The sequence below is a fragment of the Microcoleus sp. Pol8_D6 genome (assembly GCF_036700965.1).
GTDB lineage: Bacteria > Cyanobacteriota > Cyanobacteriia > Cyanobacteriales > Microcoleaceae > Microcoleus.
In genome coordinates this window covers 77,463-99,951 of the sequence record NZ_JAUBPW010000015.1, presented here as the reverse complement: position 1 = coordinate 99,951, position 22,489 = coordinate 77,463, and the positions used below count along the sequence as shown (strand labels likewise).

The 22,489-nt window shown below is 45.4% G+C and carries 23 protein-coding genes and 1 other RNA gene; 17 read left to right on the top strand and 7 right to left on the bottom strand.

Annotated elements, in window-relative coordinates; all coding sequences use genetic code 11:
- Positions 1-88: 88 nt before the first annotated feature.
- Positions 89-859 carry an SDR family NAD(P)-dependent oxidoreductase gene (locus QUA10_RS09090; protein ID WP_333082385.1) on the bottom strand — a complete coding sequence of 257 codons (771 nt, stop codon included), beginning with the start codon at positions 857-859 and terminating at the stop codon, positions 89-91.
- A 981-nt stretch (positions 860-1,840) separates the two neighbouring features.
- Between QUA10_RS09090 and QUA10_RS09085 the strand changes: the two genes are divergently transcribed.
- Both QUA10_RS09085 and QUA10_RS09080 read left to right on the top strand, forming a co-directional pair.
- The gene (locus tag QUA10_RS09085; protein ID WP_333082386.1) at positions 1,841-2,152 is read left to right on the top strand and encodes an RNA-binding protein; all 312 of its coding nucleotides are present in this window, start codon (positions 1,841-1,843) and stop codon (positions 2,150-2,152) included.
- Between the two features lie 409 nt (positions 2,153-2,561).
- Positions 2,562-3,173 carry a hypothetical protein gene (locus QUA10_RS09080; protein WP_172191765.1) on the top strand — a complete coding sequence of 204 codons (612 nt, stop codon included), beginning with the start codon at positions 2,562-2,564 and terminating at the stop codon, positions 3,171-3,173.
- A 211-nt stretch (positions 3,174-3,384) separates the two neighbouring features.
- Here QUA10_RS09080 and egtD read toward each other — a convergent pair whose 3' ends face one another.
- The 3 genes from egtD to egtC all read right to left on the bottom strand — a co-directional run bounded on the left by egtD (position 3,385) and on the right by egtC (position 6,903).
- On the bottom strand, positions 3,385-4,428 hold the full coding sequence (gene egtD, locus QUA10_RS09075) for an L-histidine N(alpha)-methyltransferase (protein WP_333082387.1): 1,044 nt from the start codon (positions 4,426-4,428) through the stop codon (positions 3,385-3,387).
- 380 nt (positions 4,429-4,808) lie between these two features.
- The gene (locus QUA10_RS09070; protein WP_333082388.1) at positions 4,809-6,143 is read right to left on the bottom strand and encodes an ergothioneine biosynthesis protein EgtB; all 1,335 of its coding nucleotides are present in this window, start codon (positions 6,141-6,143) and stop codon (positions 4,809-4,811) included.
- Complete coding sequence (gene egtC / locus QUA10_RS09065; RefSeq protein WP_333082389.1) at positions 6,115-6,903, bottom strand: ergothioneine biosynthesis protein EgtC; 789 nt, start codon at positions 6,901-6,903, stop codon at positions 6,115-6,117. Before egtC ends, QUA10_RS09070 begins: the two co-directional genes overlap by 29 nt.
- Before the next feature lie 161 nt (positions 6,904-7,064).
- On the opposite strand from egtC, the gene QUA10_RS09060 reads away from it, so the two are divergent.
- Both QUA10_RS09060 and QUA10_RS09055 read left to right on the top strand, forming a co-directional pair.
- Positions 7,065-7,283, top strand: a complete 219-nt coding sequence (locus tag QUA10_RS09060) for a hypothetical protein (RefSeq protein WP_190736419.1) — start codon at positions 7,065-7,067, stop codon at positions 7,281-7,283.
- A gap of 983 nt (positions 7,284-8,266) precedes the next feature.
- A complete protein-coding gene (locus QUA10_RS09055) occupies positions 8,267-8,554 on the top strand; it encodes an RNA recognition motif domain-containing protein (RefSeq protein ID WP_015179076.1) in 288 nt (95 codons plus the stop codon).
- 269 nt (positions 8,555-8,823) lie between these two features.
- Here the strand turns inward: QUA10_RS09055 and QUA10_RS09050 are convergent, their stop codons facing one another.
- Both QUA10_RS09050 and QUA10_RS09045 read right to left on the bottom strand, forming a co-directional pair.
- The gene (locus QUA10_RS09050) at positions 8,824-9,270 is read right to left on the bottom strand and encodes a hypothetical protein (RefSeq protein ID WP_333082391.1); all 447 of its coding nucleotides are present in this window, start codon (positions 9,268-9,270) and stop codon (positions 8,824-8,826) included.
- Between the two features lie 450 nt (positions 9,271-9,720).
- Positions 9,721-12,207, bottom strand: a complete 2,487-nt coding sequence (locus tag QUA10_RS09045; protein ID WP_333082392.1) for a putative PEP-binding protein — start codon at positions 12,205-12,207, stop codon at positions 9,721-9,723.
- A gap of 72 nt (positions 12,208-12,279) precedes the next feature.
- On the opposite strand from QUA10_RS09045, the gene QUA10_RS09040 reads away from it, so the two are divergent.
- On the top strand, positions 12,280-12,966 hold the full coding sequence (locus tag QUA10_RS09040) for a ComF family protein (protein ID WP_333082393.1): 687 nt from the start codon (positions 12,280-12,282) through the stop codon (positions 12,964-12,966).
- 135 nt (positions 12,967-13,101) lie between these two features.
- Here QUA10_RS09040 and QUA10_RS09035 read toward each other — a convergent pair whose 3' ends face one another.
- A complete protein-coding gene (locus QUA10_RS09035) occupies positions 13,102-13,656 on the bottom strand; it encodes a 2'-5' RNA ligase family protein (RefSeq protein WP_333082394.1) in 555 nt (184 codons plus the stop codon).
- Positions 13,657-13,776: 120 nt separating this feature from the next.
- Here QUA10_RS09035 and QUA10_RS09030 point away from each other — a divergent pair, with 120 nt between their 5' ends.
- From QUA10_RS09030 to QUA10_RS08975, 12 genes are all read left to right on the top strand, one after another.
- On the top strand, positions 13,777-14,043 hold the full coding sequence (locus QUA10_RS09030) for a YciI family protein (RefSeq protein WP_265234333.1): 267 nt from the start codon (positions 13,777-13,779) through the stop codon (positions 14,041-14,043).
- 23 nt (positions 14,044-14,066) lie between these two features.
- Positions 14,067-14,163: signal recognition particle sRNA small type (ffs, locus tag QUA10_RS09025), an RNA gene on the top strand.
- Positions 14,164-14,186: 23 nt separating this feature from the next.
- Positions 14,187-14,567, top strand: a complete 381-nt coding sequence (locus QUA10_RS09020) for a phasin-related domain-containing protein (protein ID WP_333056143.1) — start codon at positions 14,187-14,189, stop codon at positions 14,565-14,567.
- 198 nt (positions 14,568-14,765) lie between these two features.
- Positions 14,766-15,209 (top strand): hypothetical protein, encoded by a 444-nt coding sequence (locus QUA10_RS09015; protein WP_333082395.1) that lies wholly within the window; start codon positions 14,766-14,768, stop codon positions 15,207-15,209.
- A 34-nt stretch (positions 15,210-15,243) separates the two neighbouring features.
- Positions 15,244-15,813 (top strand): Uma2 family endonuclease, encoded by a 570-nt coding sequence (locus QUA10_RS09010; RefSeq protein WP_333082396.1) that lies wholly within the window; start codon positions 15,244-15,246, stop codon positions 15,811-15,813.
- 96 nt (positions 15,814-15,909) lie between these two features.
- The gene (locus QUA10_RS09005) at positions 15,910-17,256 is read left to right on the top strand and encodes a DNA phosphorothioation system restriction enzyme (protein WP_333082460.1); all 1,347 of its coding nucleotides are present in this window, start codon (positions 15,910-15,912) and stop codon (positions 17,254-17,256) included.
- 85 nt (positions 17,257-17,341) lie between these two features.
- Complete coding sequence (locus tag QUA10_RS09000) at positions 17,342-17,617, top strand: hypothetical protein (protein ID WP_333082398.1); 276 nt, start codon at positions 17,342-17,344, stop codon at positions 17,615-17,617.
- Positions 17,614-19,677, top strand: a complete 2,064-nt coding sequence (locus QUA10_RS08995; RefSeq protein WP_333082399.1) for an AAA family ATPase — start codon at positions 17,614-17,616, stop codon at positions 19,675-19,677. Before QUA10_RS09000 ends, QUA10_RS08995 begins: the two co-directional genes overlap by 4 nt.
- Positions 19,667-20,323 (top strand): Uma2 family endonuclease, encoded by a 657-nt coding sequence (locus QUA10_RS08990; protein ID WP_333082400.1) that lies wholly within the window; start codon positions 19,667-19,669, stop codon positions 20,321-20,323. The genes QUA10_RS08995 and QUA10_RS08990 overlap by 11 nt, the downstream gene beginning before the upstream one ends.
- A 12-nt stretch (positions 20,324-20,335) precedes the next feature.
- Positions 20,336-20,656, top strand: a complete 321-nt coding sequence (locus tag QUA10_RS08985) for a nucleoside triphosphate pyrophosphohydrolase (RefSeq protein WP_333082401.1) — start codon at positions 20,336-20,338, stop codon at positions 20,654-20,656.
- 92 nt (positions 20,657-20,748) lie between these two features.
- Positions 20,749-21,219, top strand: coding sequence for a DNA phosphorothioation-associated protein 4 (locus tag QUA10_RS08980; RefSeq protein ID WP_333082402.1), 471 nt, complete (start codon positions 20,749-20,751; stop codon positions 21,217-21,219).
- A gap of 10 nt (positions 21,220-21,229) precedes the next feature.
- Positions 21,230-22,276 (top strand): endonuclease/exonuclease/phosphatase family protein, encoded by a 1,047-nt coding sequence (locus QUA10_RS08975; RefSeq protein WP_333082404.1) that lies wholly within the window; start codon positions 21,230-21,232, stop codon positions 22,274-22,276.
- Positions 22,277-22,489: the final 213 nt, after the last annotated feature.

Here is a 22,489-nt window from a genome sequence, read left to right as displayed (position 1 = left end):
TTACTCGGCATTGACTTTTCATAAATATGGTTATATTGTATAATACAATATGCGTTTTAAATGCACAACAGCTTAAGACGGGCGCGAATTATTTGTTAGCAGAACCCGGTTCAGTAAGCTGGCGGTGCATTTCGGCATTAACGGTATCAGGTAAAACTTTGCTGGCGCTGGCGAGAATCTTTGTCTTGAGTGAACCTGCAATGATGTTGTCCTTGCCGGCCATCAAGGCTTCAAATCCCTGCTTGGCAACCTCGGCTGGATCATCTTTCTTGTCGGCGCCCGCCTTTGTGTCGTCCATTCCCGCCCGATGGAAGAAGTTAGTATCGGTTGGGCCGGGCATGAGCGAGGTGACAGTTACACCTGTATCTTTTAACTCATTGCGGAGTCCTTCGGAAAACGAGTGGATGAAGGCTTTGGATGCTGCATAGACTGCCTCGAACGGGCCGGGCATCAGGGCGGCAATGGAGGAAGTAAATAGAATCCGTCCTTCACCGCGATCGACCATATCCTTAACTACCCGTTTAGCCAAATGCACAGACGAGACAACGTTGAGGTTAATCAGATTTAGTTCGTCCTTCAAGTCGGTTTCGCGGGCAAAGTCGCCGCCTACGCCGACACCGGCATTAATTGCGATCGCATCCACTGGCCGATTAGTCGCTTTTATCTGGTTGTAGAGCGTCTCAACACCGTCGTAGGTAGCGAGGTCTGCCTGCACTGTATCGACTTTGGCACCGAGCCCCTCAAAGGCTTGAGCCGCTTCATTGATGCTCGCTCCGGTGGCGGTGACTAGGAGATCGAAGCCGTTTTGAGCGAACTGTTTGGCGAGTTCGTAGCCGATACCGTTAGAGGCACCCGTCACGACAGCCAAGGGCCGGGTCAACGAACTGTTTATAACCATTTAAAATCCTCTGTAACTGCTCCACGCTCTTTTGTCTAGGCTTGCTTCTGTCTGTACTAGACAATCTTTGTGGACTGTGGACGTTCAACTTTTACAATGGTAGGGAGGTAGGAGTGCGATCGCATCTTTCCCAGGACATAAACTTTTAGGCATTTAAATACGGTAGAATCGAAAACAAACTTCATGCAATTAGTGTAAAAATCACAGCCGAGAATCATCTTAGAGAAAGAGCAAATAGAGAAACTACATAAAGCCTTAAAAAATGAATAAAATCGAAATATTAAAGAAATAATTATACTTAGATAGCAATCCTTGCAGGAGTCGTAAAATTTTTACCCCACCCCAACCCTCCCCGCGAGATGGGGGAGCGAGTAAGAAATTCACAAATCATGCGAGGATTGCTATCTAAGTATAAAATGCGCGTAGATATGGCTAATAACTCTTTTGATAATTATTGGGGAGCCGCCATTATCGGGCGCTAAATCGGATGCGATGAGAGACGGGAGATGGAAGATGGGAGATTGACTCGGAAGATTAATCCTGGGCTAAAAACATTTATCTCTGGTGGAACGGGCAGGAGGCTTGTCCAAGGAGAACAGTGGGTGATGTTAGTTATAAGTGAATCTCAGGCACTGGTCTCAATCAGACCCAATCAACCTGGTAACAGCGACGCAAAATTTCAGATATCAGGTCGATCGCGCAGCAAGAAACCAACCGGAGGATGCCAAGAGTGTAAGATGTCATTTATCAAGAATACTTTCTGTTGCCGATTGCCCGCTCGGCACCCAACATTGAAAATTATGACAGCCAATTGCTGATTCTGCTGGCTTCATGTTATAGTGGTTTTCCAAGAATTAAATTCGGTTGCGTAGTTTGTTGGTGTTTATTTACAAGCGTCTCTCCGAATCTAAGTCTCTGCACCCTAATGATTCTGGAGATTTTATGTCGATTTACGTGGGTAATCTTTCATATGAGGTAACATCAGATGACCTCAACGAAGTATTTGCCGAGTACGGTACTGTAAGCCGCGTCCAAGTGCCAATGGACCGGGAAACAGGCAGGATGCGGGGTTTTGCTTTTGTGGAAATGGCAAGCGAGGCAGAAGAAGCAGCAGCCATCGCAGCTTTAGACGGTGCTGAGTGGATGGGCCGTGACTTGAAAGTCAACAAAGCCAAACCTCGCGAAGACAACAAACGCTCATCGGGTGGCGGCGGCGGCTGGGGCGACAAAGATCGCTCTTCTCGACGCTACTAAGCTTTGAGACTGAAAATTTGAGTTTTGGTAGTTGACGGCAGGTGCGAATGCTGCTTTTTTTTCGGGTTGTTCGATCGACCCATCAAATAAAACTCCCAAACCTCTAAATCAGTTTTGCCCCCTCCTTGGAGGGGGCTTTGTTTTTGGCGAAAAATCCCGCGAGATACGTCGGCGGTGCAGTTTCGAGTCTAGTTCGTGATTCAGTACCCTGTTAACTGCTTTTTTTAAGAGGCTGTCGGGATTTCGCGGCTCGACGCCTGTAAACTATCAAACTAGAATTAAGCAGCAAGAAAAGTTAGAATAACGGCAAAACTGAATATTGCCTAGAACAGCAAAACTATCTTTACCGAAGATTAGTCGAGAAAACCAGCCGAATATCAGCCAATATCTTGATTTTGCCTCAATAAAGATGTCCAAGGTCTACAGCACGGCGGAACTCATTAAAATCCTCGAAGAAGAGCGCCAAGCCTGCTTGCATGGGCGGCGTCTCAATTTGACTGAAACTCCTGCTACAGGCAACCCCGTGATTGACCGCTTTCTCAAATCTGAGGGAGTTCAGAAGTTCACTGCTTATCAAAATTTTAAGGCTGCCGTGCACGAATACCAGCGGGAACATCAAGTTTCTGGGATTGTCTGGCGGGAAATGGCGGTTAAAGGCAATACTCTACGCTATCCGGCAGTGGATGACGAATTAATAGCTCTACCGGTTGATTTGATTACGTTGAAGGCAGCTAAGATTGCTATGTTGGAATTCTGGCAGCAGGTAACTGCGGGGATGGATTTGTATTTAAGCATTAACAGCGGGAAGGATTTTCGATCGATCGAGCCGGTTGATGTAGAGGCTATAGCCCAGCGCACAGAATGGGCCAGTCTCTCGAAGTGGGAAAAGTTGGATTTTCTAGAAATTTTGTTGCAGTTGGGCTGGGGGAAGCCAGAGGAAGCTTATTACAAGCGGGGATGGCCGACCTCGGGCAGCGAGTACATTCACGCCGTCAAACCAGGACAGCGGCCGATTTGTTAATTGGTCAGTAGTCAGTAGTCAGTAGTCAGTAGTCAGTAGTCAGTAGTCATAGTGCTGTCCCCGCTCGCGAACGTTATTAGTCAGTAGTCAGCAGTCAGTAGTCAGTAGTTACTGATTATTGGGAGATATTCAAAACAAATAACAAATAATAATTGGCAATTGGCAATTGGCAATTGGCAACTGCCAACTGTCAACTGTCAACTGTCAACTGTCAACTGTCAACTGACATCTGACAAAGCATCAAGCCAAACCACTGATTTGGATCTGTCCAAACCTGCACAGGCATTAAACCACGCTGCGAAAGTTCTTTTTTTACAGTATTGAGATTAAACTTGCGCGATATTTCGCTGCGAATAGTTTCTCCCGCTGCAAATTCAATTGTTAAATTGAGAGAACGCAACTGCACTGTTTGCGCTTTTTTACTTTTTAAGTGCATTTCAATTTGACATTCCTCTTGATTGTAAAAAGCCCAATGCTCGAACTGTGCTAAATCAAAATTTCCCTCATATTTTCGATTTAAATGTCGCAGCATATTCAAGTTAAATGCTGCCGTTACTCCTTGACTGTCATCGTATGCAGGCTCTAAAATATCCTTAGATTTGTCCAAGTCAATTCCCAGCAAAAAATACTCTCCAGGCTGCAATGCACCGACAATTTGCGAGAAGAACAAATCGCATTCTTGAGCGTTGAGATTGCCGAGGGTACTGCCTAGAAAGCAAATCATTCGGGTTGGCAACGGCGACGGTGCAATTTTAGCTAAGGCTAATTCGTAAGTGCTGACAAGTCCGTGAATCTGGAGCGACGGATAATCTGCCAACAGTTGACAAGCGCTGCTTTCTAGGATAGTAGGACTGATGTCGATCGGCAAATAGTGCAGGGGATATTCCCGTTGACTGTAAGCATCGAGGAGAATGCGAGTCTTGGTGGAACTGCCGCTGCCGAGTTCGACGATTTCGCAGGGGCCAGTTAAATTGGCGATCGCCCCCGCGCACCCCTGCAAAATAGCCGTCTCAGTGCGCGTCAAGTAGTATTCCGGCAACTGGCAAATCAACTCAAACAGCTTTGATCCGCGATCGTCGTAGAAATACTTGGGAGGCAGGGATTTGGGGGTTTGAGTCAACCCGCTAACTGCATCGCTGCCAGCATTGATTTCTGCTGGTGTCAGTGCCGCAGCGCTCACCAGGCGCTCTAAGTGCAGCCGGTTTTCTTTCGTTGAGGCTGAGTTGGTTGTGTCGGACAGTCTTGGGGATTTCATAAAGTAATTTTTAGATGCACACATGGGTATAGCACGCAGTCGCGTTGCCAAATATCGCGCTCAAGTCAGATGTTTCATACCGCTCTCCGTTCTGTATTGTCTCACCCAATGGCGATCGCATCCACAATTAAAACTTAAAATTTATCCACAAAAATTATTGAATACTTAACCAAAGTAGTTTTCTTTGAGCTTGTTACATGGAAAAAACTTGGGCATTTCGCAAACAATTTTTTTTCCCAATTCCCTCTCCAGCCATTTATCTGATGTTCGTCAAATAAGCTTTGTAATGCAAGTATTAAGGAATTTGTTAAGCTGAAAAGTCGGATGAATAAATTTTTAACTATAAACAAATTTGATAGTAATTATAATTACCTAGCCAACTACTTAGCGCAGCGAAAACCAGCAATAATTTGCCGCACGCCCGGATAATACCAATTCCGAAAGGTCGATCGCAGTGCCTGCGGAAAAGTCGCCCAACTCCCGCCTTTCAAAACCCGGTGTTCTGCATCAAAATAAACTTGAGAATATCCCCTGTAAGGATAACTTTCAAATCCCGGATAGGCGTCAAAGGTTGAAGCAGTCCACTCCCAAACATTCCCCAACATATCCCAGCAACCCGACGCACTTGCTCCTTTGGGAAAGGCATCAACTGGCGAGGTATTGGCAATATTATTGCCGTGATTGCACAGGCTGCCGTTTGGCGGTTCTTCTCCCCAAGGATAGATGCGATATGTTTGATTTATTGCATCCCAACTCGCAGCTTTTTCCCATTCCGCTTCCGATGGCAAACGCTTGCCAACAAAGTTGCAGTAAGCTTCGGCTTCGTACCAACTCACGCCGCAAACTGGATGGTTGTTGAAAGCTGGATTTTCTGACCAGTAAAGCGGTTGAGAGACGGCTTCGCCTTGCAGCCATTTCCAGCCCTCCGCTGACCACCAATCAGGGTTTTGATAGCCGCCGGATTCCATGAAATCTTGGTATTGACGGCAAGTGACGGGATAGCGATCGATCGAGTATGCTTCTAAATAACACAGGTGGCGCGATCGCTCATTATCCAAAGCCTCAGCAGCATCGCTTCCCATGTAAAATTCCCCGCCCGGAATTTCAATCGCTGAATTGGGCATTGGGAATTGGGCATTGGGCATTGGGCATTGGGAATTGGGCATTAATATTCCTTCTTCCTTCTTCCTTCTTCCTTCTTCCTTCTTCCCTCTTCCTTCTTCCTTCTTCCTTCTTCCCTGTTCCTTCTTCCCTCTTCCTTCTTCCTTCTTCCTGTGCATTTGCAACACGAAAGCAACTGTTTCGCAGTGCTGGCTTTCGTGCTGAATAATAAACCGCCAGAGACGTTCTTGCTCGTCGATCGGTGCTAATTCCAAATAATCTAACACCTTTTTTCTCACCGCGTCTAGATATAATTCAACTTCAGGTAACGTCGGCAGAAAAACCCGTTGTTTTTTCGGCAAAATATCAGCAGCAAACAGTTGGTGATACTGAGGAAAGACAGGTTCCAAGCCAGCACATCGCTGCAACAGCCACAAATCCTCAGTATAAGCAATGTGACCTAAGTGCCAGCCAACTGGACTGAAATCAGGATGAGCTTGACGGCAAAAAGTATCATAATCGATGTCTGCAAATAGCTTGAAAGTGCCGCTGCGACACTGCTGCAAATCGCGATAAATTGCCTCTCTACAAGATTGGATAGATTTCGATATCACGCTCTACTCCGGTACTGATAATGCTCTGGACTGGGCACTCGTGCCAATTGCCAGCAAATAAAGGTTCAGAAGCAATGATGACAGAATCCGGGAAATTTAAATCGTCCCGCAGCCAATAGAGGGAAGGAGGGGTTTTTTGGGAAGCAAAGCGAGAGGCAACAAGCTGGTGTCCGTCACTGATAATGATATTAGCTGAAAATTCTACTTGGTGAAAGTTTGCTAGCTCTGCCAAAGTTTTCAGCGAGTTTCGCAAAGCAGCTTCTAGAGTCACATTGGCGACTGTCAATTCATTGACAAACAAGCCGAAAATATGCTCTGAATCTGTAGTGCCGTTAATTGATTGATAAAGCGTATCGCTGAGTCGATCGCGAATTGGTCTGTAAAGAGTTTGCCGAAAATTCTTCACGAAGCCGTTGTGTACGAACAGCAGGCGATCGTTCTGAAACGGCTGACAGTTGCTCAAATCTACAGCTTGTCCTGAAGTTGCACTGCGAACATATCCGATCGCGCATCCAGATTCAACGTATCGACTGATACTCGGAAGGTTAATGTCGCTCCAAATTGGCTGTACATTTTTATAGGTAAACGGGTCAGTATCTAGGTGCGGGTGATACCAACCAATACCAAAACCGTCAGCATTGAGTAGACCAGAAGTCATTTCGCGGGGCTGGTAACTCTGCACAATTAGGGAATGTTCCGGCTTGTACAGAATAGCATCAAGTAAAATCGGCTCCCCTAGGTAGCCAAGCAAACGGCACATAAAATTTTTGCAGCAATTTGATTAGCATTGTAAGTCATGAGCCGAAAAATTGCCCGATCGCCCATTTTCAGCGCTGGAAGGTTTTTTGTAGCCTGCTGCCAGCATCGCAGTACAAACGATACAGTTAAGGTAGAACCCCTGCAACACAAGGAGACTCTTGAATGTTCCTCGACGAACTCATCCCAATGGCGAAAGAATTGATCGAACAGCCGATCGCCTTCGCGGGCGGATTTTTATCTGGTCTGCTTCGACTCAACCTTCACGAAGATCCCGTTAAAAGCTGGATCGACGAGCAAGCTGGTTCAACTTCCTACACTACTCCCCCAGCCGAACCCACCAACGGTAAAAGCACGGGGCCTCAGTCAATCTCGATCGACTAAGGAAAAACAGTAACATCCTCCCAACGCCAAACTGATTACAGTTATGGCGTGGGCTTCCAAACGTCACAGTTTGGCTTTTCGCGTTTTTCCCTTACGGGATTTCCACACTGGGGTAGATTGAATTGCTCAGTCCCCGCTAGAAAGTCTGCACAGACACAAGCGATTCCTGCAGAGCCTTTCTCAGATAGATGAAGTACAATAACAGCAGTGTGTAAACCAGTTCCAAATCTTGTGCTGAGAAAGTTGACGGAATGCAAACTCGATCGCCTTTCCTAATTATTGATAATTTGTTATGTTGATAAAACTGAAAATATATTTAAGTTTTGACCATAAATTCTCAGGTTTGTGATAAATGGCGAGAAGGGGGTGACAATTATATTATTTTAGCCCCTTTTTTTGATTAGTTTCTTTACTTATTTTCTCTATTTATATGACTATTTTCCATCACTAACAAAGCATTTTTCCATGGTTTGGGTAGGTTGTCGCATCATAAAAGTATCAAATGTAATTGTATCATTTTTTTTTAAATTAACTTATATTATAACTTTATGAACCCTTAGATAGCAATCCTTGCAGGAGTCGTAAATTTTTTACCCCACCCCAACCCTCCCCTTAGCCGCTCTGAGGGAGTAAGAAATTCACAAATGATTTAGGAATGCTATACCTTGTTAGTCGCTTTGTTTCCGAAGATGCTTGGTGATTCCTCGCCCACCCATCAGTGATCTGATTAAAATCAAGTATTGTTCAGGGGTGGGATTCCTCGCCGCCCCAAAACTTATATCCTCACTTATATCCTCACTCATCCGCAGGGGGAGTGAGGATATGAGTTTTGATTAAACTAACTATTGCAGCCAGTACCAAGGGTTGGTGAGTGCGGCAAATCCTTTTAGTCAGAGTCGATCGCCCAGTTGTATGCTAGATAGCACTTGACAGTTAAATTAAAAGGTTATTATGTATAGCACAACAAGTTCAGTTCGATCGACATGACTATCTACATTGGAAATCTGTCTTACCGCGCCACCGAAGAAGACCTCAAAGCAGTATTTGCAGAATACGGCACAGTCAAGCGAGTTGTCTTGCCTACCGACAGGGAAACCGGTCGGATGCGCGGTTTTGCATTTGTTGAGATGATGGAGGATGCCCAAGAAGACGCTGCAATTGCCGAATTAGACGGTGCAGAGTGGATGGGGCGCCCCTTGCGAGTGAACAAAGCTAAACCGAAAGAAGAGGGAAATCGAGGCGCAGGTATCAAGAGAAACGACGGATATTAGTCCGTGATGCGGCGGTTGACATCCTCTCGAAACCCACCTGATGCACCAGTACGCCACTAGCGCCGAATTGCAAGCAGCAGTTGATTTTGGGGATGAAATGTCAAATCCGCTGCACAAAAATATCGCTTCTTTGTGAGCTGCACTTGATTCCTAACTTTTTGAGAAAGACAGAATTTATACACGCTAGTCTAGAAACCCGATTTCTGCCGCGATACCTTGCTGGTAAAAGCAAAATTTATCAGGAGAAACCGGGTTGATGAGCGTTAGTCTTAGAAAGAGTAAATTCGCCCTTTTTCATCAATATAAACTGAGCGGTCTTGCCTAGTGCGGGGGTCTGATCTGGTGATGCGAACCGTCACAATGTTTGTCTGCGAGTCAACGTTATAGTCGTATTTCAAAGTTGCGCTTCCTCCTGTGGTATTAATCGGAATATTGGCAATGTCGCCGGTGCGATTGCTGATACGAACAATGATGTTTTTGCTGGTTCCGACGGGCAAGGATGACAAGCTGGCACCTGATTGACCGTATTCTAGGTTTAATCCAGTTTCATTTAACAGTCTGAGGGTAATGTTGCGAGTATTGTCAACCTGGGCTTGAGGTTGCCAAAATCCGGGTTTTGTCCCGCCGTCAGTTGCAGGTTGAGATAATGCTGGGTGAGGATGCAGAAAGGCTAGGGCGGCAAGTATTGCTGCGGTTGCAATAATTTTTGATTTCACGGTTTGTACCTCCGGGTCAAGAATTGGTGATATTTCTATCCTAGCTTTAAAATCGGATGTTAGTGGAAGCAAGAAGGAAGTTCGGCAACGGATTATTTAACGGATGTAACGGATGTAAAGGATAGAAGGAAGAAGGAAGAAGGAAGAAGGAAGAGGGAAGAAGGAAGTTCGGCAACGAGCAATGTACGGGATGTAACGGATGTAAAGGATAGAAGGAAGAAGGAAGAAGGAAGAAGCAGTAAAAGCAATAAAAGCAAGGGCTTCACCAATTAAAAACGTCCTCACTATCTGGGCGGTTGCTATATAATTAGAAACCGGGTTTCTGTAGTTGTTAATAGTCCTGGATGCACGGGTTGTCTAGAAACCGGGTTTCTGAGCGGGTGGCTGCTTGCCAAAGCTATGATTTAAAGTAGAAACCGGATTTCTGGGGTCAAGTGCGTTCGGAAGTGGTTAATTGTTAATTATCGATCGAGCGGCTTCTAGCAGCAGGCGCTGTTCGGCGCGGACGATCGCCCTGGAAGTTTGTTCTGCAGCATCGACATTGACCGAAATAGACGAAATTCCCCACCGCACGAAGGATTCAACTGTGTCGGGATACAATGCGGGAGCGTCGCCGCAGATTGAGCAAGGAATGCCGGCGGCCCGGGCCTGTTTGATTAATTGTTCGATCGCCCTCATCACTGCTCGATCGCGCCCGTTGAAAGCACCTGCTACCTGGTCGGATTGGCGGTGAATTCCTAATAGCAATTGGGTTAAATCGTTGGTTCCTATTGAAATTCCTTGAACTCCGGCTTTTACGTAATCTGGCAATAAAAATAACACCGAAGGAACTTCCGCCATAATCCACAGTTGAAACTCTGTTGAGCGGTTTTTCCAAACTGTTTCTAAGCGCTGGCGGCAGTAGATAAACTCGTCAACTGAGCGCACGAAAGGCAAAATTAAATTAACATTTGTATAGCCTGACTCGCAGACTTTTTGAAGTACGCAGAGTTCCCAATCAAATAATTCTGGTTCAAAGGTATAACTGAAACTTCCGTGGGCGCCTGACTCGCGCAAATCGAGCGATCGATAAAATATTGGCCGCGGCGAAACAGCAGCAGCAAATAAGCTGAGGCAATCCGCCATACGATCGACAAATTCCGATTGGCGACCGTCTTGTAGCCAAACTTTGGGGTTTTGACAGTCCAAAGCTTCTAATGCCATTAATTCCGATCGCAGCAATCCGATGCCGTCTATTGGCAGATTTTTGAGGCGGTCAATCGAACTTGTTTGGCTGACATTAACTAGCAGTTGAGTCGCCGTTGGTGGACCCCAAACATATTGAGTAGACTCAGATTGTCGAGATTTAGACGCCCAATTGGACGATCGATCGGAGGTAGAAGATTGGTGCTTGGCTATTGACATTTTTGCTGCTGTACTGTATATATTTGCCTTTTTTGCTGTGTCCCGAAGTCGGCTGCTGTCTCCTGTCTCGATCGCATCCTGTTGGGCGAGGGCAAAAACTTCTCCGCTATCGCCGTCTACCAACACGGAATCGCCCGAGGCGATCGCCCGCGTGGCCCCTGCCACTCCCACAACGGCGGGAATTCCCAATTCTCTCGCTAAAATGGCGCCGTGGCCTGTCATGCCCCCTTGTTCCGCCACCACCCCAGCAGCAACCTTCAGCCAAGGCAGCCAATTCGGCTCGATTGTCCGGGCTACCAAAATGCCTCCGGCTAGGAATTCCGCGTTTTCTGGGTGGGAATTAGTCATAACTTGGGCAATTGCTTCGGCTTTTCCTGATGCTGCTGCCACACCTCTGAGTATGGCAGGAGTTCGGGCTGGGGCGATCGAGTTTGGCTGCAGGAGGGATCTCGAATTTTCCTCTAGTGGCGTGACTTTTTCCCCTTTGACAAGACGAACTTGAGTGAAATAAAACTGCGCTTCGCCGCTTTTTGCTGTCTGGTTTAGCGTCCACTCTAAAATTAAATCCGAGTCAAATTCCGCGATCGCTTTTTTACTCAATTCAATGATTTCTTGCAGTTGCGATTCCTCTAAAACATATTCTGTTTGTGCTTCCTCTCCCAGCGCTAAAACTTGCACGCAACAATCAGCAAAATCAGGAATTATAAATGGAGAATCGGAAATTGGGAAAGCACCAAACTTGCCCAGCAGCAGTTTTTTTTTCGGTTCACCATCGCCGACTTTGAGATTGTAGGCTAATGTTTTGTAACCGATCCGCTGGAATTTAACCGCGCTTGTTTCTGGCTGCACTTGATAGTAATCGGGGATGGTTTCTCCCCTAGCGAGGGACAATCCCAAACCGCTGGTGGCTTGGATTTCCCACTGTGCGCCCGCCTTTGTTTTCACCTCGCCCGCGGCGATGGCTTCTTGAAGTGGCTGCACCAAAACTGCGGGATTGATTTGCTGTACCCGCAGGCCGCACCGCTGCCAGTAAAATAGACTTCGGGCTCTGAACATTTCTGCCCAAGCTCGTTTGAGTCCGTCCCCAATGGCTTCGGGTTCTGCCCGTACTGCCTGAGATGCCAGAATGCCCACTGTTTTCGGGTTCCAGGAAGTCAGGGAAGGGCGAAAAATTAAGGCTGTGGAGTTTAAGTTTGACTTGGAGTTGAGTTGAGAAACAGCAGACTCTAGGGTGGAGAGCAGTGAATCTGGCAGTTTGCCGGCGAGGATTTGGTGGCGGATGCTGCGGGCGATCGATTGCAATTGTCTGGGTTCATCGACATTCAAGTGCAGTGAAGAGTGTGGCCAGTCAGCAAACAGCGGTTCTAGGCACTCGATCGACTCTAAAAACTGCCAGAATGTGGTAGCCGGTACGACAAAACCAGGTACAACAGGATGATTTTTCTGGAGCAAACAGCTCAAGTAAAATGCTTTTTCTCCCACTGCATCTCTGTCTGAAGGTTGAATTTTGTCTAACCAGTAGAGGTTTTTCACGCTGCGAGCCTGTCGGTGGAAACTGATTGAAGTTGAAAGTTTTTCCCATTAATCACTTACGACAATTTTAGGATGAACAAGCGACAATGGACGGGATTGGTCAAATCTTTTCTCAATCTATTTCTTAAGTCTAACTGTCCTCTTTGTCAGCGACCGGCCGCCGGAGAGTTTTGTTTGTACTGTCACAAGCAACTTCAGCGATGTCAGTTAAGCGATTCCGGTCGATTTTGGAATTCACAGCAGCGTGTTTTTGTGTGGGGTGAGTATGGCGGGGCTCTCAAACGCGCGATCGCAGCTTTGAAATATGACGGCAACCCGCAATTAGCCAAACCTCTAGGCGGCTGGCTGGCAGAAGCTTGGCTGAGTTTTCCGGAATTAGCTATAGACAATTTAACAGTTGTACCGATTCCCCTGCATCAAGAAAAGCTCAAGGAGCGCGGTTTTAACCAGGCCGAACTTTTGGCTGAAAGTTTTTGCGAGGTGACTGGTTTGCCTTTGCAGCGGCACGGTTTGGAGCGGGTGAAAAATACTCAGGCTTTATTCGCTCTGACGCCACAGCAGCGCCAAGCGGAAATGAAAAATGCTTTAAGTTTGGGGAAAGATTTTCGTCGTCGCCTTCCGCGCGATCGAGTGCTGTTAGTTGATGATATTTACACTAGCGGTACTACGGTTAAGTCGGCAATTAAAATATTGGAACAGTCGGGAATTTCGGTTTACGGAACTGTGGCACTTGCAACTCCGAATAAGAGCGATCGGTAGGCTATTTTGTCTTTAATTTTAAACAGGTTTGTAGTGAGGAAATGTTATTTCTCAGGATTTGCTAATAAGATTTTTTTGGGAAAACGAACCGCGAAGACGCGAAGTCGGCGAAGGAAGAAAAAGAAGAGAGAGAGTTTAGGCGGAAAGGGGGAATTGGTTGCTGATGTTCCAGCGGCTGCCGTCGTGAAGCAGTAAAGTTAACGCCGAAGCGGTAAACTCAAAGTGGAGCGATCGCCCGGAGAATTCCAACCAAGCCGTTTGAAAATTCTCCTTAGTTAAATCGCGAAACGCTACTGTCATGTGCGGTACAAATGGGCGAGCCTGAGAAACTCGATCAACTATTCCCAAAGTTGCCTCCAAATAACTCATCAAATCTTTGTGAATCTCCAGCAATTCGGGCGATTTGACAACATCAACGTAAATGACGCGCGGCGCGAAAGCAGCAAAACTGGATAGAGTAACGGGAATTGACAGCCGATTTGCCGAAAACTCCTTCAAACTTTCCTCTAATTTGGGAACATCCTCCGCTAACGAGTGAAAAGGAGGTTGCAGCGTGATATGCGGCGGCGAATTCAAAGCACTGCGGCTGTTGTAGTGTTCCGCAAAATACTGTTGAATCTCAGTAATGTGCTGTTCAATATCGGGAGGTGGCACTAGGGCAATAAAAAATCGCTGTTTTGACTGGTTCATCGGATAACATCGCAGTTAAGAAAGGATGGTGCAAAATGGAATAGAGAGCATTTGCCCTAGATCCCATTGGTGATCACCCATTCCCAATCTAAAATATAAAATCTAAAATCCCAAATAAAAATGCCTTGGTTTGTCAAAATTGAGCAAGGAATTGTCGAAAAACCTGTCTTTGACCAATACGTGCCAGCTCACAGAGCTTATGTCCGAGAGTTGATTTCTAAAGGACACCGAGCCAAAACTGGCTACTGGGCGAGGCGGGGCGGCGGTATGTTGATGTTTGAGGCGGGTTCGATGGATGAGGCGAAGGCGATCGTCGCTGAAGACCCGCTGGTGAAGAACGGTTGCGTTATTTATGAAATTTATCACTGGTGTGTGGTTGAAGAATAAATAACTGTGTTATACTCATTTATGAACTGGACCCACGCGATTCCAACGCCCAAATCTTGTCAGGACCGGAAGGTAGCAGCAACACGGGATGCTTGTAATAGGCGTGGTCTCCGGTTCACCCAGTTTTATGAGGTGTAGATCCTATGCCTGGTTTCGGAGATATTTTACAAAAAGCAGTTTACCTTGGTGTCGGGCTAGCTTCCTACGCTGGTGAAAAAGCTGGCAGCAAGTTAACTGAATTACGCACTGAAGCCCAAAAGCTGGCAGACGAATTGGTGAAGCGGGGCGAGATGTCCACGGAAGAAGCTCGCCGCTTTGTTGATGACATGGTGCAACAGGCTCAGCAGCAGCCCCCCGTAGCCTCGGCTGGGAACGAAAAACCCGCTGAACCTCGGCGGATTGAAATTGTTTCTGAGGAAGAAGATGTCTCGGCAAAAGATGCTAAAGAGACAGGCGGCGTAGACAAGCTCCGCGAACAGGTGCAGAATTTACAAGAGGAATTGCGGCGGCTGAAGCGGGATTAAGCAGGAAAAAGCTCGCTCAGCAAAGCATGAAGGGAACTCAGGATAATAATCTTGAGTTCCCTTTTTGAATATCTGCCCTGTCAGATGTGGACGGATATCAGGCAATAGGTAATAGAATTGAAAGTAGGTGCAAGCACTTCACTTGAGGCTGGCTGCACTTGTCTGTAAAATATTTTGTAATAGCAAGCTGTCAAATTCATGGAAGATTGGTCTAAAGATTTTTTTGGAGTAATGGAAAATGCTGTTTCTGAAGTAGAGCATTTTTTCACCGAAATGGGCGAAGAGTTCGTCGAAATGCTGGACGTTTTGGCAAAAATGTCGGAAGAGTTTACAGAACAAGTACAAAATAATCTGATTAACGACATAGACGGTTATTTCAATGAATTTGACGGTTTATTTAATGAATTTATCGAACCGATAATTGAAATTTGCCGCGACTTCGACCCGGAGTTTGATGAGATAGATTTGTCGATGGTGACTTATGTAGACCCTTCGCCGACGCAGCAGCCAGCTTGTCGCGGTTGTCGCAACTATCACGGTCAAGTTTACGGGGGAAATTTGTTGGTTTGTGCGATGCACCCTACTGGTGTGGAATCGGAGAGTTGTGCGGATTGGGAAACAGACGGCGATGCAGATTTTTAATGGCCCAGTTGAGTTGTTGAGGGTTTAATGGCTTATGGTAACGTCAATTCAGTCTCCGTCAAAGATTTCTCTGGAAGAGTTTCTGCTATTGCCAGAGACTAAGCCTGCTAGCGAGTATGTTGACGGTCAAATTTATCAAAAAGCTATGCCCCAAGGAAAACACAGCACGTTACAATTCGAGTTTCCATCTGTTATTAATCGAGTTGGCAAGCCGCAGAAATTAGCTTATGCGTTTCCAGAATTGCGCTGCACTTTTGGGGGACGTTCTATTGTTCCAGACATAGCAGTGTTCGAGTGGCCGCGCATTCCTCTGAATTCTCAGGGAAAGATTGAAAATAGGTTTGAAATTGCGCCGGATTGGACAATTGAGATTTTATCGCCGGAGCAAAGTTCAACTCGCGTAATTAATAAGATTCTGTTTTGCCTCAAGAATCATACTAAATTAGGTTGGCTGATTGACCCGGAAGAAGAATTGGTAATTGTTTTTAAACCGCAGCAGGAACCTGAGATTAAAGAGAATGAAGATATTTTACCTGTACTGGATGTGCTGTCTGGTTTGCAATTGTCGGCGACAAATTTGTTTGAGTTGTTAAGTTTTAATTAGAAATGAGTTAAAGTTGAGTATAGGGAATTTTGCATCTAACGGCATTTAAAGGTGAATCGCTCAACGGCTGATAATTCGCAATTTGGGTTTCCGAAGATGCCGCCATCGCTGCAATTGCGACAGTATCAGCGAATGGCGGTTGCTAATTGGTTTGCGAATCAGGGACGCGGTACGCTGAAGATGGCGACGGGTAGTGGCAAGACGATTACTGCACTGGCGATCGCCACTGAATTATACAATAAAATTAACCTGCAAGTCCTTCTCGTAATTTGCCCTTACTGCCACCTGGTGAATCAGTGGGCGCGCGAATCGGAGAAATTTGGTTTAAAACCTATTTTGGCTTTTGATAGCGCCCGCAGTTGGCAGAATAAGCTGGCTGGGGGTTTGTATGAAGTGCGATCGGGCGATCAAGCATTTCTCACAATCATCACTACCAATGCTACCTTAATGGGAGATAGTTTGCGATCGCAACTGCGCTATTTCCCAGAAAAAACCCTGATTATTGGAGACGAAGTTCACAACTTAGGCGCGCCGCGTTTAGGAGAAAGTTTGCCGCGCAATATTGGACTGCGACTCGCCCTTTCCGCCACTCCAGAAAGGCATTTCGACGAACAAGGAACCGAAGCTATTTTAGATTATTTCGGCCCTGTTTTGCAGCCCGAACTCACCCTGGCTGATGCTATCCGCCAAAAAGCATTAGTACATTATTTATACTATCCAATTTTAGTAGAATTGACAGAAGCCGAAACCCGCAAATATTCCTACTTAACTAAAAAAATTGGCTGGGCGCTTTGGGGCGATGAAAAAGTAGAAGAAAACGATGCTTTAACGACTTTATTAATGCAGCGAGCTCGGTTAATTGGGGCAGCGGCTAATAAATTAACAGCTTTGCGAGAATTAATGATTCACCGTCTCGACACAGCCCATACTTTATTTTACTGCGGCGACGGTGCGATCGAAGGAGGTGCCCGCCGAAATAACAACCGCCAACTAACAGAAACCGCGAAGTTATTGGGTTCAGAATTAGGCTACCGAGTTAACACTTATACTGCGGCAACTCCTTTAGCAGAAAGAGAACGATTGCGCCGACAATTTGAGAGTGGAGAATTGCAAGGTTTAGTCGCGATTCGCTGTTTGGATGAAGGCGTTGATATTCCAGCAATTCGCAATGCTGTAATTTTAGCAAGCAGCAGCAATCCGCGCCAGTTTATTCAGCGCCGGGGACGGATTTTGCGGCCGCATCCGGGGAAGGAAAGGGCAACTTTATTTGACATGATAGTTTTGCCTCCAGATTTAGGTCGGGAAACGTTAGAAGTCGAGCGCAATTTGCTGCGAAAAGAGTTAAAGCGGTTCTTGGAATTTGCGGATTTAGCCGACAATGCTGGGGAAGCGAGAGTGAAATTGCTGCAAATTCAGAGGCGTTACGGGCTATTAGACATTTGACATTTATTAAGCTTCGGTTTATGTTTGAGAATAGAGAATTATTCGATCGCAGTTTGAGTTGCTAGTTTTTAATATTTGAAAAAAAATGACTGAAAATCTGCATGAAAATCTGATTATGGCATTTAGATATGAAGATAGTGCGATCGCAGCCGTACCAACAAGTATTTTAGCAGAAAATCGTTCTTCTTATCAAACTCATCAGGAATTGAGCGACGTACAGGAACCAATTACTAGCGCGCCGCCCGAAGTCCGACAAATTATCGAACGGGTATTAGAAATTGAAAAAGATAAACTGTACATGAGGGCTCCCCGCTATATTAGCGATGACATTTTGAAAGTTATTAAGGAAGCAATTGTATGAAGCTGATTTCAATTAGTCTGTGCAATTTCAGGCAGTTTTTCGGCCAAACACCCGAAATTAAGCTAGCCTGGGGCGCGCAAAATATTACAGTGATTCACGGCAATAACGGTGCTGGAAAAACAGCTTTGATGAATGCCTTTACTTGGGGACTTTACGGAAATCTGAGCGCGGGTTTTACGGAAGAACAATCAGTAAATAAACGCGCTATTGCGGAAGCCAAACCGGGCAAACGAGTACCTTGTTGGGTGGAAATCGTGTTTGAACACGACAGCAAGCGCTACCAAGTAAGGCGCAGTTGCCATGCTTACAAAAGTCAAAATAGTGTCGAATATAGCAAAGGCGAATTGTTTATGCAGGTAGCAAAAGATGACGGCCGCTGGATGCTACCGCCCCAGCATCCTGATGATATTATCGGACGAATTTTGCCGGAAAGTTTGCATCAATATTTCTTTTTTGACGGAGAGCGAATCGAGCAAATTGTCCGCCACGATAAGAAAGCAGAAATTGCTGAAGCTACTAAGGAGTTGCTGGGAGTAGAGGTGCTGAATCGCTCGATTAGACATTTGGGAGATGCCAGAAAGTCTCTAGAAACAGATTTAAGAATGATTGGCAGTTCCGAAATTAAGAAACTTTTGAAAGAGAAGCAAAGATCTCAAAAAGAGGTAGAACAACTTTTGCAAAAGAAATTAGAAATTGAGCAAGAATTGATTCATCAAGGCGAGTTAAGAAAAGCAGTTAACGGTGATTTGCTGGTACTGGGCGGTGCCGCCGAATTGCAAAATTTGCGAGACGAATTGGAAAAGCAGCGCCATTTATTTAAGCAACAAATTTCAGAAGCTACAGATGCTCTAAAACGCTCAATATCTATGCGCGGTTACGCGGTATTTCTGTCAGATGCGGCGGTTGAATTTGAAGCTATTGTCGGGGGTTTACGAGAAAAAGGCGAGTTGCTTTCGGGGATTCAGCGGCCGTTTTTGGAAGAGTTATTAGCACAGCAGCGGTGTATCTGCGGTGCGGAATTAGTGGAGGGTTCTGAATCTCACCAACAGGTTAGTGGTTGGATGGATAAGGCGGGTGTTGGCGATGTGGAAGAAACAACTATTCGGATTAGCGATCGGGTAAATGAAATTGATAGGCAAGTGGCTGATTTTTGGGAAGAAATTGACAGACAGCAAGGCAATATCAGTCGCGACAGAACCGAACTTTCTCGGGTGGAAACGCAGTTAGACGATATTCACAACAAGCTGCGAAATTTTCCTGAAGGCGATGTCAGCCGCTTGCAAAAGCGCTTGGATGAAATTGAGGCAAAAATTGGCGATTTGCACCGGGAAACAGGCTCTAACCAGCAGCAGATTGAGAGTTTGAATGCGTCGATCGCGAATCTGGACAAGCAAATCGATAAGCAGCAACTGAACGAGCAAAGGCAAGTATTAGCCCAGCGCCGGATTGCTGCGACTCAGGATGCGATCGATCGCCTAACTGAAGTGCGATCGCGCTTAGAAAAACAGTTTTGTTCTCAGTTGGAAAAGCGGGTGCAAGATATTTTTAGTCAAATTTCTTTTACTCCTTACATCCCCAAGTTGAGCGATAAATACGAACTGACGCTAGTAGAAAATACGTCGGGACAAGAATCTTGGGTTGCCGCTTCTACAGGAGAAAATCAAATTCTCAGTTTATCGTTTATCGGCGGGATTATTGAGGGCGTGCGGGAGTGGAGTCAAAAGAATACTTTGATGGGCCCGGATAGCAGTACGTTTCCAATTGTGATGGATTCTCCCTTTGGGAGTTTGGACGAGATTTATCGCAAGCAAATTGCAAATAAGCTGCCGAAGTTGGCGAATCAATTGGTAGTTTTGGTAACAAAAACTCAGTGGCGTGGAGAAGTTGCTCAAGAGATGGAAAGTTGCATCGGCAGGGAATACGTGCTGGTGTACAATTCTCCGAAAGCTGATTGTGAAGAAGATGCGATCGAACTGGGCGGGACGCGCTATCCTTTAGTTAGGCGCAGTCCGAATGAATTTGAATATACGGAAATTGTAGAGGTGGATTATGACTTCTAATTCGGCAATTACGCAGGCTTTGGAAACGGATATTTGGGTGAAGGCGACGTGGGAAGAGTTTCTGAATTTTGCTGAGGATTCAGCATGGGAAAAGGGCAAGTTTTATTACTATCAAGAACACATGAGGGTAGAAATGTCACCAGTAGGGCCATTGCACGCGCGTCATAATTCAATCATCCCGTATGTAGTTATTCTGTTTGCTACATTGGGAAATATCCGAGTAGTTCAATTTGCTAATGCCAGTTTTAGGAAATCAGGTATTCGCGAGTTTCAACCTGATTTAGCTTACTACATCGGTTCAGATTTGAGAGTTCCTCCTAATGACAGCAATTCACCTGTTGATTTGGATGAATACGATCCGCCTAATTTGGTAATAGAAATTGGTGCATCTTCTTTTAACGATGATTTAGGCAGTAAGCGGTTGCTTTACGAAAATGCAGGAATTAGTGAATATTGGGTGGAACGTGCAAACACGCGGGAGGTTTTTGCGTTTGCGATAAATGGCGGAGGTAGCGGGAGAATTCAAGAGTCGCGGGTTTTACCTGGCTTAGCAATAGCGTTAATTGAGGAAGCTTTGAACCGGAGTCAAACAGAAGATGATGGGGAAATTAATCGCTGGTTGATTCAAACTTTTAGTCAAGGTTGAAGGGAGTTGGACGTGGAAAAAGAGTATCATAAGTTGGTGCGCGATCGCATTCCTGAAATTATTCGCAAAAGCGGGAATGAATGCGAGTTTGTAATTTTGTCGGAGGCAGAATACCGTCAAGCTTTGCTGCAGAAATTGATTGAAGAAGCGGGGGAAGCGGCGGCGGCTGATGAAGAAGATTTGGTGGCGGAATTGGCGGATTTGTATGAGGTGATAGATGCGGTGATGGCGAGTTTTGGCATTTCGGGCGATCGACTTTTGGCGGAACAAATGAAGCGGCGGGAAGCAAGAGGAGGTTTTGCACAAAAAATTATGTTGTTGCGGACATTCTGAAAATTATCTGCGTTAATCTGTGTTTATCTGCCTCTAATCTGCGGTTACTCTCTCAATCAAATTACTCAGTTAAAAATTACATATTAATCCCAATGGCTGCTAACAAAATTAGAATTGCTAAAGATAAAGCGGAGTTAGTCAAATCCTTAACTTTATCGGATAACAACTCCGCGCCATTTCAGACTTACGCTGATGTCATCGCCTTCGCCGCATCCTTGGGAAAACAGCGAAAAAAACGATCGCCTTTAGGGGAAATTTCTAAACGAGAACCGGGGGCGATAGATGTTGATATTTTTGTATCCAGGGGTTACGATATGGCGATTAAATTAATTGCGATCGCCGAAACCAAAAATCCTCAAATTCTCTCCCATCTCGACGAAAAATTGGAAGCAGAACGCTTGCAAATTTTTGAAGAATATGCTAATGGCGGACTGGAGATTTTGCGCGAAGAGTTGCGGGGTGCGGCGGATTATACCGATCGCCTTTTGTTGGTGTTGATTTCTGAAAGAGACAACCAACATCGGTCAAATGAAGAATTCGATTTAAGCAAGTTTTTATTTTAATAGGTTCCCAATGAAATATGTAGTAGCCGATTTAATAAACAAAGGGCTTAAAGAATCTGCCAAAATTTTCGCTTACAGCTACTCAGGATTCATTATCTGCTATTTCATTCTCAAACTAATTTTTTGGGATAGACTGTGGATTGTGGGCTTAATTAGCACTTTTATTCCCTTAATTTTCTTCCCCACTTTCCTGATTGCCATCATCGGATTGTTAATTATCAAAAAAAGATGGTTCACTATTATTTCTGCGATCGCCTGCATTTTCCTAATAAGTTGGCTGCACATTAAATACTTTTCTCCCGCACCAATAAATATTACAAATTCGCAGCCCAGTCTCAAAATTCTATCCCATAACGTCGGTTGGTATGCAACTCAGTCACCTACTTTATTTAAACTGATTCACCAGCAAAAACCAGATATTATATTTTTACAAGAAATCGTTAGGAAACATACCGAAAGAGCTTTCACCTGGTTAAAAGCAGACTACCCCTATCAAATTGGCACTCCCCCTGTAGGAATTCTCAGTAAATATCCGATTGTATCCAGCGAAATACTGCACTTAGCCGGCCATCGAGAAACGCAGCAACGGGCAATTATTAAATTTAACGAACAAGAAGTAGTGATTTACAATATGCAAGCTACCGGGCCGTGGTTTAAGAAATCGAGACTCGGGCGTTTTCTCAAAATTCCAGTTTACAAATATGGCAAACGAGCGCCTGAAATTCAAGACTTAGTGGAGCGAGTTGAACGAGAAAATCTGCCAGTAATTGTCGCGGGCGATTTTAATATGACAGACGAAACTCAAGACTATGACAGGGTGCAGAAAGTCATGCAAGATTCCTTCCGAAAATCTGGACTGGGGTTTGGTTTTACCTGGCCTAACGGTTGGGAACTTAAGTTATTGGTAAAAAGGTCGAATTGGAGATTAAATTATCCCGTTTGCCGGATTGATTATATTTGGTATTCAAATCATTGGGGTGCTAAATCTAGTTCGGTTTTGGAGGCAACCGAGTCCGATCATTTGCCTGTAGGAGCCGAACTTATTTTGTTAAAATGAAGGGGTGTAAGCCACAGCATCAACCAAACTTAAGATCGATCGCCTGCTCTCGGAAAACTCCTCGGAAAACTCCACTAACTACTCAAGGAAATACCACAGTACATAATGGTATAATTTACATCTACCCGTGCAAAATTTGGTATCCAGTATTATAGACCCCTACTCGCAGAAGACCCCTTACGCAGTGAAAGGGAGTGCGGGTATCCTGGGATG